This is a genomic window from Plantibacter sp. VKM Ac-2880 (assembly GCF_015351235.1).
GTDB lineage: Bacteria > Actinomycetota > Actinomycetes > Actinomycetales > Microbacteriaceae > Plantibacter.
The window spans coordinates 101,869-117,565 of the sequence record NZ_JADKSJ010000002.1; the positions used below are offsets into that span (position 1 = coordinate 101,869).

Sequence of the window (15,697 nt, forward strand, 5' to 3'; positions counted from 1 at the left end):
GGGTGCGTGGCCGCACCCGCCGACGCTCACATCTCCTCGTGCGTGTTCGGGTCGCCGTCGAAGAGTCGGCCGTCCGCCCGACCGAGTGCGGTGATCGCCTCGACCTCCGCATCGCTCAGCTCGAACCCGAAGATGTCGAGGTTGGTCCGCTGCCGTTCCGCGGAAGCGGACTTCGGGATCGGGAGGACCCCGCGCTGGTGGTGCCAGCGGAGCACGACCTGTGCCGGCGAGACGTCATGGGCTGCCGCGGCAGTCGCGACGGGCTCCTCGGCGAACGGCGCCTGCGCCTTGCCGAGCGGGCTCCACGCTTCCGTCAGGACGCCGTGCTCGCGGTGGAACGCGAGGAGGTCCTCCTGCGGGAAGTACGGGTGCAGCTCGACCTGGTTGACGGCCGGCAGGACACCGGTCTCGTCGGCAAGCCGAGTCAGGAACTCCTCCGTGAAGTTCGAGACACCGATGCTGCGGACGAGACCCTCCCGCTGCAACTGGATCATGGCCTTCCACGACTCGACGAAGCGGCCCACCGAGGGGTTCGGCCAGTGGATGAGGTACAGGTCGATGCGGTCGAGGCCGAGCGACTCCAGGGAACCGCGGCAGGAGGTGATCGTCTCCTCGAAGCCGTGGTCGCGGCCCGGGAGCTTCGTCGCCACGACCAGCTCGTCACGCGGGACGTCGGTCTCGCGGACGGCGGCTCCGACCGCGTCCTCGTTCCGGTAGTTGACGGCGGTGTCGAGGAGCCGATAGCCGGCGTCGATCGCGGAGAGCGTGGCGTCGGTGCCCTCGCGCCCTCGCAGGGGGTAGGTGCCGAAGCCGATCGCGGGGACGCTCGAACCGTCGTTGAGCTCGAAGGTGGGGATGGTCGTCATCCCCCAACGCTAGACCCGTCGGCCCGCGGATGGCTCCGAGCGGGCTGGGAGGGTTCCGCCTCGACTAGCGTTGGACCATGGCGAAGCTCTCTGCTCCACGTGCCCAGACCCGACCGACCGAACGCACCCATCACGGTGACACCGTGGTGGACCCGTACGAATGGCTCCGCGAGAAGGACTCGCCGGAGGTGATCGAACACCTCGAGGCCGAGAACGCCTTCACAGCGCAGGAGACGGACCACCTCGCCGGCCTGCGGGAGCGCATCTTCCAGGAGATCAAGGGGCGCACCCTCGAGACCGACCTGTCCGTCCCGACCCGTGCGGGCGACTGGTGGTATTACGGACGGAGCGTGGAGGGCCGGCAGTACGGCATCCAGTGCCGGGTACCCGTCGCGGACGCCGACGACTGGACCCCTCCGACGCTGCCCGAGAGCGGTGCGGCGCCCGGCGAGCAGATCATCCTGGACGCGAACGTCGAGGCGGAGGGACACGAGTTCTTCTCCCTCGGCAGCTTCGACGTCTCGGACGACGGCACCAGGCTCCTCTACGGGGTCGACGTCGAGGGCGACGAACGGTACACCGTCCGGGTCCGCGACCTCACGACCGGCACCGACCTCGACGACGAGCTCCTCGGCACCGCCGGTGGCGCCGAGTTCTCGCCCGACGCGTCGGCGATCGTCTACACGACGGTCGACGAGAGCTGGCGGCCCGACACCGTGCTCATCCACCGGGTCGGCACGGCCCAGTCCGCCGACGTCGTCCTCTTCCACGAGCCGGACGAACGGTTCTGGGTGGGTGCGGGCTTCACGCGCAGTCGCGCCCTGCTCCTCATCGAGGCGGGATCGTCGGTCACGAGCGAGACCCGACTCCTCCCTGCCGACGCGCTGACCGACGAGGCTCGGATCGTCTGGCCGCGGACCGAAGGCGTCGAGTACAGCGTCGAACACCGTATCGCTGACGGCGACGACCGCCTGCTCATCCTCCACAACCGCGACGCCCCCGACTTCGAACTCGTCGAGGTGCCGCTGGACGATCCACTGCAGGAACCGCGCGTCGTGGTCCCCCACAGCAGTGAGCGCCGACTCGAGGACGTCGAGGCGTTCGCCACCGTGACCACCGTCGCCTATCGACGCGACGGCCTGACGCGCATCGGCCTGCTCGACGCGACGACCGGCGACATCGACGAGCTCGGCTTCGACGAACCCCTCTCGAGCGTCGGCTGGCACGGGAATGGCGAATGGGTGCAACCGATGCTGCGATTCGGCTACGGTTCGCTCGTCACGCCGTCGACCGTGCTCGAACTCGACCTCCGCTCGGGCGAGCGGTTGGTCCGCAAGCAGCAGCCTGTCCTCGGCGACTACGACCCGGCGCGGTACGAGCAGTTCCGGGAGTGGGCGACCGCCACCGACGGGACGCGGGTGCCCGTCTCCATCGTGCGCAGGCGCGGCCTCGAGGGCCCGGGGCCGCTCCACCTCTACGGCTACGGCTCCTACGAGGCGAGCATGGACCCGTCGTTCTCCATCGCCAGGCTGTCGATGCTCGACCGGGGCGTCACCTTCGCGATCGCGCACGTCCGCGGCGGGGGCGAGCTCGGCCGGCACTGGTACGAGGACGGCAAGAAGCTGCACAAGCAGAACAGCTTCAGCGACTTCGTCGACGTGGCCGACCACCTCATCGCCGACGGCTGGACGACCCCCGGGCAATTGGTGGCCGAGGGCGGCAGCGCGGGCGGCCTCCTCATGGGCGCGGTCGCGAACCGTGCGCCGGACCGGTTCGCGGGCATCCTCGCCGGCGTCCCGTTCGTCGACGCGCTGACGAGCATCCTGGACCCGTCGCTGCCGCTCACCGTCATCGAGTGGGACGAGTGGGGTGACCCGCTGCACGACCCCGAGGTTTACGCCTACATGAAGGCGTACAGCCCGTACGAGAACATCGATCCGGCGAAGCAGTACCCGCGCATCCTCGCGACGACGAGCCTCAACGACACCCGCGTCCTCTACGTGGAGCCCGCGAAGTGGGTGGCCAGACTCCGCGATGCCGGCGCGCCCGCACTCCTCAAGATCGAGATGAGCGCCGGCCACGGCGGCGTGAGCGGGCGGTACAACGCCTGGAAGGAGCGCGCGGAGGAACTCGCGTGGCTGCTCGACGTGCTCGGCCTCGCCAAGACCGACGCCGCGTAGGCGGACAGGACGACGCCTCCACCCCGGTCGGGGCGGAGGCGTCGTTCGTTCGTCGGGCGCCTAGCCGAAGAGGATGGCGGCCTCGTCGTAGCGCTCCTGCGGAACCGTCTTGAGCTTGCCGAGGGCCTCCTCGAAGCGGCAGTTGACGAGTTCGGTGCCACGGAGGGCGATCATCGTGCCCCAGTCGCCGGCCATGACCGAGTCGATCGCAGCCATGCCGAGTCGGGTCGCGAGGACGCGGTCGTACGCGCTCGGCACGCCGCCGCGCTGCAGGTGGCCGAGCACCGTCGCTCGGGATTCGATCCCCGTGCGACGTTCGATCTCCGGTGCGAGGACGTCGGCGATCCCGCCGAGGCGGGGGCGGTTGAACGCGTCGAGCCCCTTCTCGGAGTGCGCGGACTCCATCGTGTCGAGGGTGAAGCCCTCCGACACGACGATGATCGGCGCGCGCCCGCGCTGGTAGACGCTGTCGGCCCACTCGCAGATCTGCTCGATGGACTGCGGCTGCTCCGGGATGAGGATGGCGTGTGCGCCGGCGGCCATCCCGGCGTGCAGGGCGATCCACCCCACGTGACGACCCATGACCTCGATCACCATGCAGCGCTTGTGGGACTCGCCGGTGGTGCGCAGGCGGTCGATGGCCTCGGTCGCGATCTCGACGGCGGTGTCGAAGCCGAAGGAGTAGTCGGTGGCGTCCAGGTCGTTGTCGATGGTCTTCGGGACGCCGACGATCTTCAGCCCGGCGTCGGTGAGGCGCTTCGCCGCAGCGAGCGTGCCCTCGCCGCCGATCGCGATGAGGGCGTCGATCCCGAGGCGGTCCATGGTGTGCTGCACGTTCTCCGGGCCGCCGTGGGGGCCCTCGAACGGGTTCGTCCGGCTGGTGCCGAGGATCGTGCCGCCCTGCTTGGCGAGCCCCCGCACACTGTGGCGGTCGAGTGGCATGGTCAGCCCTTCGACCACGCCTCGCCAGCCGTCGCGGATGCCGATGAACTCCTGGTTGTGGATCTTGGTCCCCTTGAGCACCGCTCCTCGGATGACCGCGTTCAGGCCGGGGCAGTCGCCGCCGCTCGTGAGCACACCAATTCTCATATCAACAGTCCTCATGGGGATCGGGGCACCACCGGTGCCGGAAGTCATCCCCGACAATACCGTCTCGCCGCCGGTGGTTCATCCGGCCAGGGGCGGTGGCCCGGCGAGCCGGGGTTAGGCTGCTGGGATGAGTGCCGACGACTACCTTCCCGCCGATGGCGGCATCACCATGTTCTCCACCACCTGGTGCGGATACTGCGCCCGGCTGAAGCACCAGCTGTCGGCTGCAGGGATCCCCTTCACCGAGATCGACATCGAACAGGTGCCGGGTACGGCCGAGCTCGTCGCCTCGCTCAACGGCGGCAACCAGACGGTCCCGACCGTCATCTACCCCGATCGTTCCACCGCGACGAACCCCTCGCTCGCGCAGGTCAAGACCGCGCTCGGCGTCTGAGGACCGCGAGCACCGACCAGGTGGCGTCGATCGCCGCCCGGTCGGGCACACCGGGTGTCAGCCGCCCAGGGCCTCGCGCAGCAGGTGGACGAGGGCGTTCAGCTGCACGGAGTCGACCGAGGCCACGTCCTGATCGCTGCCGTCGAGCGCTCGGGCAGCGAGCCCCTGCTTGCTGTCGATGAGTTCCGCGACCTTGGAGTCGATCGTGTGGGCGGCGATGATGCGCCACGCCGTGACCGGCTCCTCCTGACCGATGCGGTGCACGCGGTCGATCGCCTGCGTCTGCTCCGCCGCCGTCCACGACAGCTCGGCGAGCACGACGTTCGACGCGGCCTGGAGGTTGACGCCGACGCCTGCCGCCGTGAGCGAGCAGACCGCCACCGCGACCTCGGGATCGGTGTTGAAGGCGTCGATCGCGGCCTGGCGCGCCTGCGTGGTCTGGTCGCCGCGGAGCGACACGGTCTTCAAGCCTCGACCGGCGAACAGCTGCTCGGCGGCGTTCATGACGTCGATGTGCTTCGCGAAGAACACGACCTTGCCGACGGAACGCGCGAGCTGGGCCGTGTAGTCGGCCGCGAGGACCGCCTTGGCCTGACCGATCTTCCGGATCATGGTGAACACGTTCTCGGTGCCGCCGGCGGCCTTCGACTCGTCGAGTTCCGCCTGGGCGACCATGCGCATGAGCTCGGTGTTCGGGTCGTGCAAGGCGTCGACGCGCTCGCCACGGGACTCCAACACGCGCACGTAGCGCGACTTGAGGCGCTGCCCGAGCTCCGCTTCTGCGTCGCGGATCGACCGGATCGCCTCGTCGTCGAGCTCGACCGGCAGGTCCGCGACCCGCTTCGCGGGGAGGTCCTTCGCCACGTCGAGCTTCTTGCGACGCACGATGCCCATGTCGATGACCGCTGAACGTGCTGCGGCGTAGAAGGCGTGCTCGGCCGGCGTGAGGCCGGTGTCCTCGAGCCGCTCCATGAGTTCGGCGGTGGGCTTGCCGTCCTTGATCCAGCCGAGGAACTGCCAGATGGCGTTGAAGTCCTCGACGTCGTTGATGAGCGGCGTACCCGTCAGCGCGAGCATCAGCGGGTCCTGGCCGGGGGTCGCCTTCCGGATCCGGTTCGCGAGGGACAGCACGTGCTGGGACCGCTGGGAGTGGAGGTTCTTGATGAAGTGGGCCTCGTCGACCACCATGCCGCGGAAGCCGAGGGTCCCGAGCCAGGCGAGGTGGCGGTCGAGGACCTCGTAGTTGACGATGATGACGTCGGCGAAGGCGTCGAGGGCCTGGCCGTCGCCGTGGATGACCGTGGCCCGGCGGTGCGGCGTCCATCGCTCGACCTCGCGAGCCCAGTTCATCTTCACGACGTTCGGGACGATGACGAGCAGCGGGTAGGCCTCCGCCACGGAAGCGGCGAGGACGGACTGCGCCGTCTTCCCGAGACCGGGCTCGTCGGCGAGCAGGAAGGAGCGGTGCCCCTCCTTGACGCTCTCGACGAACCGCGCCTGGTGCTTCATGACCTCGAGGCCACGGGGGGAAAGTCGGTCGAGCTTGGGCGCGTCGGGGAGGTCCATCGAGGCCGCTCCCCCGCCGGAACCGAGCTCGAACGCCTTGTACAGGGGGCCCATGAGCTCCCAGCTGTCGAGGCGACGGCGCACGGTCGGCTGCGGTGCCGCCTGGCTGAAGTCCGGGGCGAGGAACGGATTGGCCAGCTGACGGGCCTTCACCGACTGCGGGATGACCTGCTTCTCGGCGAGCTCGGCCGGGACGACCGATTCCACGACGGGCTTCTCGACCGTGATGATGAGCTCGTCGGCGCTGAGTTCAGCGCCCGACTCGAGCAGCCAGTCACGACGGAGCCGCTGCGCGACCGGGCTCGTCGCGGCGTCCGCCTCGAGGAGCTGGATGAGCGAGGTGTCGCGCGCCGCGGTCTTCGCGAGGATGGTCGCGACGCCGTCGAGGCGCTTGAGGAGCTCGGCCCGGGTGGCGTCGCTGTAGCTCGTGTCGGCCTTGACCCGAGCGCGCTCCTCGCGGACCAGGAACGCGATGACCTGGTACTTGGTCCGGTTGGTGGGACCGACCTTGCCCTTCTGCGCCTTCGCCTCGACCTCGCGCACCTTGCGGGCGAGGATCGGGATGATGGGCGCGTCGTCGTCGTGGCGCGACGAGGACCCTCTGGGGTTCGAGCGGCCAGATGAACGGGTGCTGGAACGCCCCTGGGAACGGCGTTGCTGGCCGGTGTGCGGCATGCTCCTCCTGAGCAGTCGAGAATGCCTCATCGGCCGAGGGGCCGGAAGAGACGGGCGTCGGGCCCGACTGGTCGTCGTGGAGCAACAGAGCGTTGCACGAGACCGACACGGGCGCCCGACGGGCGTGTGCCCAGTCTACGCCATCGGCCGCATCGCTCGCGAGCGCTCAGTCGGCGGCGTCCTCGAGGAGTCCAAAGCGCTCGAGCTCGGCGTCGTCGAGCATGCGCGAACGGATGAGGAAGCGCTGACCCGTGGGCGCCTCGACGCTGAACCCGCTCCCCCGGCCCTGGACCACGTCGATCGTGAGGTGCGTGAACTTCCAGTACTCGAACTGAGAGCGCGACATGTACACCTCGACGGGAGCGTCGAGTCCGGCGACGTCGAGGGTGTCGAGCAGGACGTCGACCGCCCCGGTGCGGAACATCCCGACGGGGTAGCACATGGGCGAGCTCCCGTCACAGCACCCGCCCGACTGGTGGAACATGAGCGGCCCGTGTACCGCGGTCATCTCGCGCAGGAGCGCGGCAGCCGTCTCGGTGACGTCGACCCGTCCGGTCATGGTGTCCTCCGTCGTCTCATCACGGGGTCTCCGAGCGGCCGTGCCGACCCCCGGGGCCTGGTCCGCGGGTGGCGCGACCCGAACGCGCGCCACCCGCGGACCCGTCGATCAGAAGAAGCCCATCGGGCCCTCTGCGTAGCTGACCAGCAGGTTCTTCGTCTGCTGGTAGTGGTCGAGCATCATCTTGTGGTTCTCGCGGCCGATACCCGACTGCTTGTACCCGCCGAACGCCGCGTGCGCCGGGTACTGGTGGTAGGTGTTCGACCACACCCGACCGGCCTCGATCGCCCGGCCCGCGCGGTAGAGCGTCGTCGCCTCCCGACTCCAGACACCGGCGCCCAGTCCGTAGAGCGTGTCGTTCGCGATCGAGATCGCCTCGTCGTAGTCGGCGAAACTCGTGAGCGCGAGCACCGGGCCGAAGATCTCCTCTTGGAAGATCCGCATGTCGTTGGTGCCCTCGAACACGGTCGGCTGCACGTAGAACCCGCCGCTCAGCTCACCGCCGAGGTCGGCGCGCTCGCCGCCGATCAGCAGCTTCGCCCCGCCCTGCTTGCCGATGTCCATGTACGACAGGATCTTCTCGAGCTGGTCGTTCGACGCCTGGGCGCCGATCATGGTGTCCGTGTCGAGCGGGTTGCCCTGCTTGATCTTGCCGATGCGGACCAGCGCGTCGCCGACGAAGCCGTCGTAGATCGACCGCTGCACGAGCGCCCGGCTCGGGCAGGTGCAGACCTCGCCCTGGTTGAGGGCGAACATGCTGAAGCCCTCCTGCGCCTTCTCGTAGTACTGGTCGTGCTCACGCGCAACGTCCTCGAAGAACACGTTCGGGCTCTTGCCCCCGAGCTCGAGGGTGACCGGGATGAGGTTCTCGCTCGCGTACTGCATGATCAGGCGGCCCGTCGTGGTCTCGCCGGTGAAGGCGATCTTCCGGATCCGCGGGTGGGACGCCAGCGGCGCACCCGCCTCGATGCCGAAACCGTTGACGATGTTGAGGACGCCGGCGGGCAGCAGGTCCTTCACGAGATCGACGATCAGATGGATGGAGGCCGGGGTCTGCTCCGCCGGCTTCAACACGACGCAGTTGCCCGCAGCGAGCGCCGGCGCGAGCTTCCACACCGCCATGAGGATCGGGAAGTTCCAGGGGATGATCTGCCCGACGACGCCGAGCGGTTCGTGGAAGTGGTAGGCGACGGTGTCGTGGTCGAGTTCGGAGATGCCGCCCTCCTGGGCGCGGATGGCGCCGGCGAAGTAGCGGAAGTGGTCGATGGCGAGCGGGATATCGGCGGCGAGGGTCTCGCGGACCGGTTTGCCGTTCTCCCAGCTCTCGGCGACCGCGATCTCCTCGAGGTGCTCCTCCATGCGGTCGGCGATCCGGTTGAGGATGACGGCGCGCTCGGCGACGCTCGTCTTCGACCAGGCGGGGAATGCCTTCCACCCCGCCTCGACGGCACGGTCCACGTCGGCTGCGGTCCCCCGGGCGATCTCGGTGAACACGGCGCCGGTGACGGGCGTCGGGTTCTCGAAGTACTGTCCGTTCGCGGGCGGGACGTACTCGCCCCCGATGAAGTGGTCGTATCGCGGGGCGTAGCTGAACACGGCACCTTCGGTACCCGGGTTGGCGTAGACGGTCATGGCACTCCTTGTCGACGACGTTGTCGGTGGCCGCACCGCTCAGGTGCGTGCGGACGACGCTACCGGCAGGCAGGTTGCATGAGGTTGCGCCGCGGCTCGACCCGGATCAGCGGTCAGCTCGCCGCGAGATCGGCTTCGAGCGCCTCCACCCGGGCGACGATCCCCGCCCGCTTCGGCGAGCGCGGCTGCAGCGCTCGCAGGCAGGCGTGGAGGACCTCGAGGTCGTCGGGGGCCGCGGCGCTCCCGAGGTAGTCGTACAAGAGGTCCGCCGACGCGTCGGTCAGCATCGCCTCGCGGAGCCTGGTCGCCACCAGCTCGCGCAGCTCGACGATGCCGGGCGCGGTGGAGTCGGGGAGCAGCGGGCCCGGGTAGGCGGCGAGCGCAGCCCGGTGGGCGCCGCGGTCGAGCAGGGACAGCACCTGATGGGCGTCGAGCTGGAGGGGTGCGGTGAGGCGATACGGGCGGGAGGCGGGGACGAGTGACGGCGCGGACGCGGTCAGCACCCTCCGGAGTCGCACGAGCTCGGCCCGCAGGGTGACCGCCGCCTCGTCGGCGTCGTAGAGCCGGTCGGCGAGCGCATCGGCACTGAGACCCTGACGATGCCAGGACAACAGCGTCAGGATCTCGGCGTGACGGCGACTGAGCTCGATCGGTCGGTCGGCCCCGTGGCCGACGAGCAGCCCGGTGTCGCGGCCGAGCACCTGCAGTCCCGCCCGGACCACGGTCGGACGGGGCGTCTCCCGACGTCGGCCGCGTCCGGTCGAGGAACGATCGGTGAGCGCCCGCAGGCGTTGCACCATGATCTCGGACTCCACGGCTGCCGCGGTCGCCTCCATGAGCGGCAGTGCATGCGAGGCGACGGCCTGCGGCCCCCCGGTGATGTCGATCACCCCGATGATCCGCCTCGTCTCCGGATCGTGGACGGGCACGGCCGTGCAGCTCCACGGGTGCACGAGCCGGTTGAAGTGCTCGGCCGCGTGGATCTGGATCCCGTGGTCGAGCTCGAGTGCGGTGCCCGGCGCGCTCGTGCCGACCTCGCGCTCCGACCAGCCGGCGCCTTCGACGAACAGCATGCCCTCCGCCTGACGACGCAGGTGGCGGTCGCCGTCGACCCAGAGCAGCCTGCCCATGGCGTCGCCGACCGCGACGAGCATGCCGGAGTCGTCGTCGGCGTCGTCGACGAGCAGCCTCGTGATCACCGGCAGGACGCCGGCGAGTGGATGACCGAGCCGGTGGTCGCGCAACTCGTCCTCGTCGAAGGCGAGCTCTGGCAGGAGGTTGTCCGGATCGAGGTGGCGGTCCATCGACCGCTCCCACGACTCGCGGACGAGCCGCCTCACGAGTCCGCGCTGCGCGTCGGCACGCGCCGGGGCCGCCAGCCAGGGACTGGTCACCTCACCACCACCCATCCACGTCGACCGGTTCTGCGGACAGTGTAACCGTCGCAGCCCGGCAGGTGGCGGATGTCCTCAGGCGGCCGGACGGAACCGCCGGAGGCGCAGGCTGTTGAGCACGACGAACACACTCGAGAACGCCATCGCAGCTCCCGCGATCATCGGGTTGAGGAGCCCGAGCGCGGCGAGCGGGATCGCCGCGACGTTGTAGGCGAACGCCCAGAAGAGGTTGCCTCGGATGATGCGGAGGGTCCGTCTCGACAGCCGGACCGCGTCGATCGCCGTGGCGAGCGAACCGGAGACGATGCTGAGGTCGGCGGCGCTCTTGGCCGCGTCGGTCCCCGTCCCCATGGCGACACCGAGGTCGGCGGTCGCGATCGCGGCTGCGTCGTTCACCCCGTCGCCGATCATCGCGACACGGTGACCGTCCGCCTGCAGGCGTTCGACGGCGGCGACCTTGTCCATCGGGCTCGCGTCGGCGATCACCTCGGTGATCCCGACCTCGGCCGCGACGCGCGCGGCGACGGCCGCGTTGTCACCGGTGAGCAGCACCGGCGTCATCCCGAGCGACACGGCACGCTGGACGGCGGCCCGCGCCTCCGGCTTGACGGTGTCCGCGACCTCGACGATCCCGCGGACCTCGCCATCCCAGGCGACGACCACGACGGTGCTCGCGCGTTCCGCTGCGGCCACGAGCGCTGCCGCGGCCTGCTGGCCGGTCCGGAAGCCCCGGTCCACGGCGAAGGCGGGGCGTCCGACGAGGACGGTCCCTCCACGAACGGTCCCGGTGACCCCGAGACCCTCGAAGCTCGCGAAGTCCGAGACCGCCGGAGGCGTTCCACCCCGACGTGCGGACTCCTCGACGATCGCCTCGGCGATGGGGTGTTCGGAGTCCGCTTCGAGCGCTGCGGCGAGGTCGAGCGCCGCGTCGGCGGCACCCTCCGCCCAGACCTCGGTCACGCTCATCCGCCCCGAGGTGATGGTCCCGGTCTTGTCGAGCAGGACACGGTCGATGCCGCTCGCGCGTTCGAGGGCCTCCGGGCCGGCGATCAGAATGCCGAGCTGCGCTCCTCGACCGGTGCCCACGAGGAGGGCGACCGGGGTCGCGAGGCCGAGCGCACAGGGGCAGGCGATGATCAGCACGGCGACGGCCGCGGTGAAGGCGGCCTGCATGGACGAGCCGGCGGCGATCCACACGATCGCGGTCGCGACCGCCGTGACGAGGACGATCGGCACGAACACACTGGAGATGCGGTCCGCGAGGCGTTGGATGCGACTCTTCCCGAGCTGAGCAGCCTCGACCGCCTGTGCCATCCGCGCGAGCCTCGTCTGGGTCCCGACGGCCGTGGCCCGGACCACGAGCGATCCGCCGCGCGCGATCGTGCCGCCGGTGACCGGCGAACCCGCCGTCTTCTCCGCGGGGACCGACTCCCCCGTCATCAGGCTCTCGTCGACGCTCGCCGCGCCCTCGACGACCGTGCCGTCGGTCGCGACGGACTCGCCCGGCCGCACGAGGAAGAGGTCACCGACAAGGAGGCGGTCGACGGGGACGCGCTCCTCCTGGCGGGTCGCCGCCATCAGGTCGCTCGGATCGGCGGCCCGTTCTCGGAGGATCGACACCTCGGAGGCACCGGCCGTCATCAGGTCGCGGAGCGCCGCCCCGGCACTGCGCTTCGACCGTTGCTCGATGAGCCGCCCGGCGAGGAGGAACACGGTGACGCCGGCGGCCACCTCAAGGTAGAGGGCTCCCGACGGGTCGGCGTCGGGCGCGAAGAAGGTGAACTCATGGCGCATGCCGGTCATCCCGGCCATGCCGAAGAAGAGCGCCCAGAGCGACCACAGGTACGCCGCCCCCGTCCCGAGGGTGATGAGCGTGTCCATCGTCACCGAGCCGTGACGCAGTGTGGCGAACGTCGCGCGGTGGAACGGGTAGCCGCCCCAGAAGACCACCGGCGTCGCCAGGGTGAGCGACAGCCACTGCCAGTGGTCGAACTGCCAGGCGGGCACCATGGCGAGCAGGATGACCGGGAGGGCCAGCACCGTGCTGATGACGAGTCGGGTGCGGAGGGTCGTCACCGTCGCCGAGGGGTCGGATGCCGGCCCCGGCGTCGGGTTGTCCTCCCGGCCCGCTCCGGCCCGGTCGTCAGCGCCGGGACGCACCGTCGCCGTGTACCCGGCCTTCGCGACCGCTGCGACCAGCTCGTCGGCTGTGACGGCGGCGGGCGCCGTCACCGTCGCGCGCTCGGTGGCCAGGTTCACCTGCGCCTCGACACCGTCGAGCGCCGTGAGCCGCTTCTCGACCCGGGCCACGCAACTCGCACACGTCATGCCCTCGATGTCGAGATCGAGGGTCTGCAGCGGCGCGCCCATCAGCGACGACCGACGAGGGTGTAGCCGGCCTCCTGGACGCCGGCGCCGATGGCCGCCTCGTCGGACGACGACGTCCCGGCGACGGTGACCGCCCCTGCGTCGAGGTCCACGACGACCTCGTCGACGCCGGACAGCGCGGACAGCGCGGTCGTGACGGCCGACACGCAGTGCGCGCAGGTCATGCCGTCGACTCGGTAGGTGGTGGTTGCGGTGGTTTCGGACATGCGTCCTCCTCAGGAACTCGGAGCCACCACTATACCCCCAGGGGGTACCCCCTGCAACCGTTCGACCGATGTCTCAGCAGGGTCAGCCGAGGAGGCCGAGCTCCCGCACGGCGGCCCGCTCCTCCTCGAGTTCCGCCACGGAGGCGTCGATGCGCTGCTGCCAGACGGGCGCGATCTCGAGCCCCTCGACCACCTGCCACCGACCGTCGACCGATCGCGCCGGGAACGAGCTGACCAAGCCCTCCGGCACGCCGTACCAGCCCTCCGAGGGCAGCGCCACGGACGTCCAGCGATCCGGTCGCTCCGGTGCGGCCGTGCCGCAGACCCAGTCGTGCACATGGTCGATGGCCGCCGCCGCAGCCGAAGCGGCGGAGGAGGAGCCGCGGACGGCGATGATCTCCGCGCCGCGCTTCGCCACCCGGGGGATGAACTCCTCCGCGATCCAGGTCTCGTCGATCAGCTCGAGCGCCGGGCGACCGCCGACCGTCGCGTGGGAGAGGTCGGGGACCTGTGTCGCCGAGTGGTTCCCCCAGATGACGACGCCGTCGATGTCGGACACCGGCGCGCCGGTCCTGGCCGCCAACTGCGCGACGGCACGGTTGTGGTCGAGGCGCGTCAGGGCGGTGAACCGTTCCGGCGGCACCCCGGTCGCGGCTGCCTGCGCGATGAGGGCGTTCGTGTTGGCCGGGTTCCCGACCACCAGCACCCGGACGTCGTCGGCCGCCCCAGCGCCGATCGCGGCGCCCTGGGGCGCGAAGATGCCGCCGTTCGCCGCCAGCAGGTCGCCACGCTCCATCCCAGGACCACGCGGCCGGGCGCCCACGAGCAGGGCGATGTTCGCGCCATCGAAGGCACGTGCCGCGTCCGTCGTCGCCTCGACGCCGGCGAGCAGGGGGAAGGCGCCGTCCTGCAGCTCCAGGGCGGTGCCCTCGGCCGCGCCGAGGCCCTGCGGGATCTCCAGCAGTCGCAGGACGACGGGACGTTCAGGCCCGAGCAGCTGCCCTGAAGCGATGCGGAAGAGGAGGGAGTAGCCGATCTGGCCGCCCGCTCCCGTGACGGTGACGACGGTGGGTTCGCTCATACGACCACGCTACTCCGCGACCTCCGGTGCCGGCCTCGACGCCTGCAGCTCGGCCTCCGCGGAGTCGACCGCCTCGTGCTCCTCCGGCGAGACCGGGGACACCCGGTTCTTCCGCTGGGCGGAACGCTCCGAGGGCAGCGCGACCGCCGCCTCGGTGATCCGGTTGGCCATCCCGTTGAAGATGATCCCGTGGAACGGGAGGATCGCGAACCAGTACAGCCGGCCGCCGAGTCCCTTCGGGAAGAAGACCGCACGCTGCCGGTAGACCGAGCCGTCGCCGACCGGGGTCGCGCTCATCTCGAGCCACGCCAGACCAGGCACCCGCATCTCGGCCCGCAGGCGCAGCATGCGGCCGCGCTCCAGGTACTCGACGCGCCAGAAGTCGAGGGCGTCGCCGACACTCAGTCGCTGGGGGTCGTCGCGTCCGCGGCGGAGGCCCACGCCACCGACGAGCTTGTCCATCCAGCCGCGGACCGCCCAGGCGAGTGGGAACGAGTACCAGCCGTTCTCGCCGCCGATCGACTCGATCACCGAGAAGAGCCGGTCTGCGTCCGCGGACGTCTTGCGCTCCTTGAGGTCGATGTAGACGACGTGCCCCGCCCAGTCGGGGTCGCTCGGCAGCGGATCGCTCGGCGCGCCCGCGACCGTCGCGTTCCGCCAGGACGTCTCCACCTCGCCGTCCTTCATCCGCTGCAGCGCGAGTCGGACCGCCCGACGATAGCCGGTCAGCCCACCCTCGGGCGGCGGGATCACCGCGTCGATGTCGTGATCCCCCATGACGCAGTCGACCAGGAGGGATTCGATGATGGGCGACGCCAGACGACGCGGGATCGGCGTCACGAGGTTGACCCACTGCGACGCCAACCACGGGGTGAGCACCGGTAGCGGGGCGATCGGACGTTGCGGGAGACCGGCCTCCACCGCGTACCCGTTCATCATCTGGCCGTACCGCAGGACGTCCGGCCCGCCGATGTCGAACGCGCGGTTCACGTCGCGGTCCACCTCGGCGCCCGCCAGCAGGTAGTGCAGGACGTCCCGGACCGCGATGGGCTGGATGAAGTTGCGGACCCAGCGGGGTGCCGGCATGTACGGGAGGATGTCGGTCAGATGCCGGATCATCTCGAACGAGGTCGATCCGGAACCGATGACCACACCGGCCTGCAGCACGAGCGTCGGCACACCGGATTCGAGGAGGATGCGCCCGACCTCGGTGCGGGACCGCAGGTGCTTCGAGAGCTCGACACCGTCCGGGTGCAGGCCGCCCAGGTACACGATGCGGGAGACGCCGGCCGCCGCGGCCGCAGCCGCGACGTGCTCAGCGGCATCGTATTCCGTCTGCTCGAAGTCGCCCTTCCCGCCCATCGAGTGCACGAGGTAGTAGACGACGTCGACGTCCACGCAGGCCGCCTTGACCGCGGCCGCATCGCCGAGGTCACCCTCGACGACCTCCACGTCGTCCCGCCACGGGACATCGGTCAGCTTCTGCGGCGAGCGCACGAGCACCCGCACCACGTACCCCGCCTCCAACAGGCGCGGGACGAGCCGCCCGCCGATGTAACCGGTGGCACCCGTGACGAGCACGCGCTTCGGAGTCGATGATTCGGTCATGGACGCAACGTTACGGCCCCACGACGACAGCGTCGCCCGGCTGTACAGCCGGGCGACGC

The 15,697-nt window shown here is 70.4% G+C and carries 12 protein-coding genes; 2 read left to right on the forward strand and 10 right to left on the reverse strand.

Going from position 1 to position 15,697, the window contains the following annotated elements; genetic code table 11:
* Window positions 1-26: 26 nt before the first annotated feature.
* On the reverse strand, window positions 27-866 hold the full coding sequence (locus tag ITJ57_RS12715; RefSeq protein ID WP_194670491.1) for an aldo/keto reductase: 840 nt from the start codon (window positions 864-866) through the stop codon (window positions 27-29).
* 77 nt (window positions 867-943) lie between these two features.
* On the opposite strand from ITJ57_RS12715, the gene ITJ57_RS12720 reads away from it, so the two are divergent.
* On the forward strand, window positions 944-3,046 hold the full coding sequence (locus ITJ57_RS12720; RefSeq protein WP_194670492.1) for a S9 family peptidase: 2,103 nt from the start codon (window positions 944-946) through the stop codon (window positions 3,044-3,046).
* A 60-nt stretch (window positions 3,047-3,106) separates the two neighbouring features.
* On the opposite strand, the gene ITJ57_RS12725 is transcribed toward ITJ57_RS12720, so the two are convergent.
* On the reverse strand, window positions 3,107-4,135 hold the full coding sequence (locus tag ITJ57_RS12725; RefSeq protein ID WP_056012269.1) for a 6-phosphofructokinase: 1,029 nt from the start codon (window positions 4,133-4,135) through the stop codon (window positions 3,107-3,109).
* Between the two features lie 127 nt (window positions 4,136-4,262).
* Here ITJ57_RS12725 and ITJ57_RS12730 point away from each other — a divergent pair, with 127 nt between their 5' ends.
* Window positions 4,263-4,529 carry a mycoredoxin gene (locus ITJ57_RS12730; protein ID WP_056012271.1) on the forward strand — a complete coding sequence of 89 codons (267 nt, stop codon included), beginning with the start codon at window positions 4,263-4,265 and terminating at the stop codon, window positions 4,527-4,529.
* A 57-nt stretch (window positions 4,530-4,586) separates the two neighbouring features.
* On the opposite strand, the gene ITJ57_RS12735 is transcribed toward ITJ57_RS12730, so the two are convergent.
* From ITJ57_RS12735 to ITJ57_RS12770, 8 genes are all read right to left on the reverse strand, one after another.
* Window positions 4,587-6,770, reverse strand: a complete 2,184-nt coding sequence (locus ITJ57_RS12735) for a DEAD/DEAH box helicase (RefSeq protein WP_194670493.1) — start codon at window positions 6,768-6,770, stop codon at window positions 4,587-4,589.
* 166 nt (window positions 6,771-6,936) lie between these two features.
* Complete coding sequence (locus tag ITJ57_RS12740; RefSeq protein ID WP_194670494.1) at window positions 6,937-7,329, reverse strand: DUF779 domain-containing protein; 393 nt, start codon at window positions 7,327-7,329, stop codon at window positions 6,937-6,939.
* Between the two features lie 108 nt (window positions 7,330-7,437).
* Window positions 7,438-8,961, reverse strand: coding sequence for an aldehyde dehydrogenase family protein (locus ITJ57_RS12745; RefSeq protein ID WP_194670495.1), 1,524 nt, complete (start codon window positions 8,959-8,961; stop codon window positions 7,438-7,440).
* Between the two features lie 113 nt (window positions 8,962-9,074).
* Entirely contained in the window at window positions 9,075-10,355 is a 1,281-nt protein-coding gene (locus ITJ57_RS12750; protein ID WP_194670496.1) for a GAF domain-containing protein, read from the reverse strand.
* Between the two features lie 75 nt (window positions 10,356-10,430).
* Window positions 10,431-12,725 (reverse strand): cation-translocating P-type ATPase, encoded by a 2,295-nt coding sequence (locus ITJ57_RS12755; protein WP_194670497.1) that lies wholly within the window; start codon window positions 12,723-12,725, stop codon window positions 10,431-10,433.
* A complete protein-coding gene (locus tag ITJ57_RS12760) occupies window positions 12,725-12,949 on the reverse strand; it encodes a heavy-metal-associated domain-containing protein (protein ID WP_194670498.1) in 225 nt (74 codons plus the stop codon). The genes ITJ57_RS12755 and ITJ57_RS12760 overlap by 1 nt, the downstream gene beginning before the upstream one ends.
* Before the next feature lie 82 nt (window positions 12,950-13,031).
* Window positions 13,032-14,030 (reverse strand): malate dehydrogenase, encoded by a 999-nt coding sequence (locus ITJ57_RS12765; protein WP_194670499.1) that lies wholly within the window; start codon window positions 14,028-14,030, stop codon window positions 13,032-13,034.
* Between the two features lie 9 nt (window positions 14,031-14,039).
* Complete coding sequence (locus tag ITJ57_RS12770; RefSeq protein WP_194670500.1) at window positions 14,040-15,638, reverse strand: SDR family oxidoreductase; 1,599 nt, start codon at window positions 15,636-15,638, stop codon at window positions 14,040-14,042.
* Between the last annotated feature and the right edge of the window lie 59 nt (window positions 15,639-15,697).

What these genes read in the sequence shown, in the direction of transcription:
- ITJ57_RS12715 (WP_194670491.1), bottom strand. Translation starts at nt 866, where the DNA reads ATGACGACCATCCCCACCTTCGAGCTCAACGACGGTTCGAGCGTCCCC.
- ITJ57_RS12720 (WP_194670492.1), top strand. Translation starts at nt 944, where the DNA reads ATGGCGAAGCTCTCTGCTCCACGTGCCCAGACCCGACCGACCGAACGC.
- ITJ57_RS12725 (WP_056012269.1), bottom strand. Translation starts at nt 4,135, where the DNA reads ATGAGAATTGGTGTGCTCACGAGCGGCGGCGACTGCCCCGGCCTGAAC.
- ITJ57_RS12730 (WP_056012271.1), top strand. Translation starts at nt 4,263, where the DNA reads ATGAGTGCCGACGACTACCTTCCCGCCGATGGCGGCATCACCATGTTC.
- ITJ57_RS12735 (WP_194670493.1), bottom strand. Translation starts at nt 6,770, where the DNA reads ATGCCGCACACCGGCCAGCAACGCCGTTCCCAGGGGCGTTCCAGCACC.
- ITJ57_RS12740 (WP_194670494.1), bottom strand. Translation starts at nt 7,329, where the DNA reads ATGACCGGACGGGTCGACGTCACCGAGACGGCTGCCGCGCTCCTGCGC.
- ITJ57_RS12745 (WP_194670495.1), bottom strand. Translation starts at nt 8,961, where the DNA reads ATGACCGTCTACGCCAACCCGGGTACCGAAGGTGCCGTGTTCAGCTAC.
- ITJ57_RS12755 (WP_194670497.1), bottom strand. Translation starts at nt 12,725, where the DNA reads ATGGGCGCGCCGCTGCAGACCCTCGATCTCGACATCGAGGGCATGACG.
- ITJ57_RS12760 (WP_194670498.1), bottom strand. Translation starts at nt 12,949, where the DNA reads ATGTCCGAAACCACCGCAACCACCACCTACCGAGTCGACGGCATGACC.
- ITJ57_RS12765 (WP_194670499.1), bottom strand. Translation starts at nt 14,030, where the DNA reads ATGAGCGAACCCACCGTCGTCACCGTCACGGGAGCGGGCGGCCAGATC.
- ITJ57_RS12770 (WP_194670500.1), bottom strand. Translation starts at nt 15,638, where the DNA reads ATGACCGAATCATCGACTCCGAAGCGCGTGCTCGTCACGGGTGCCACC.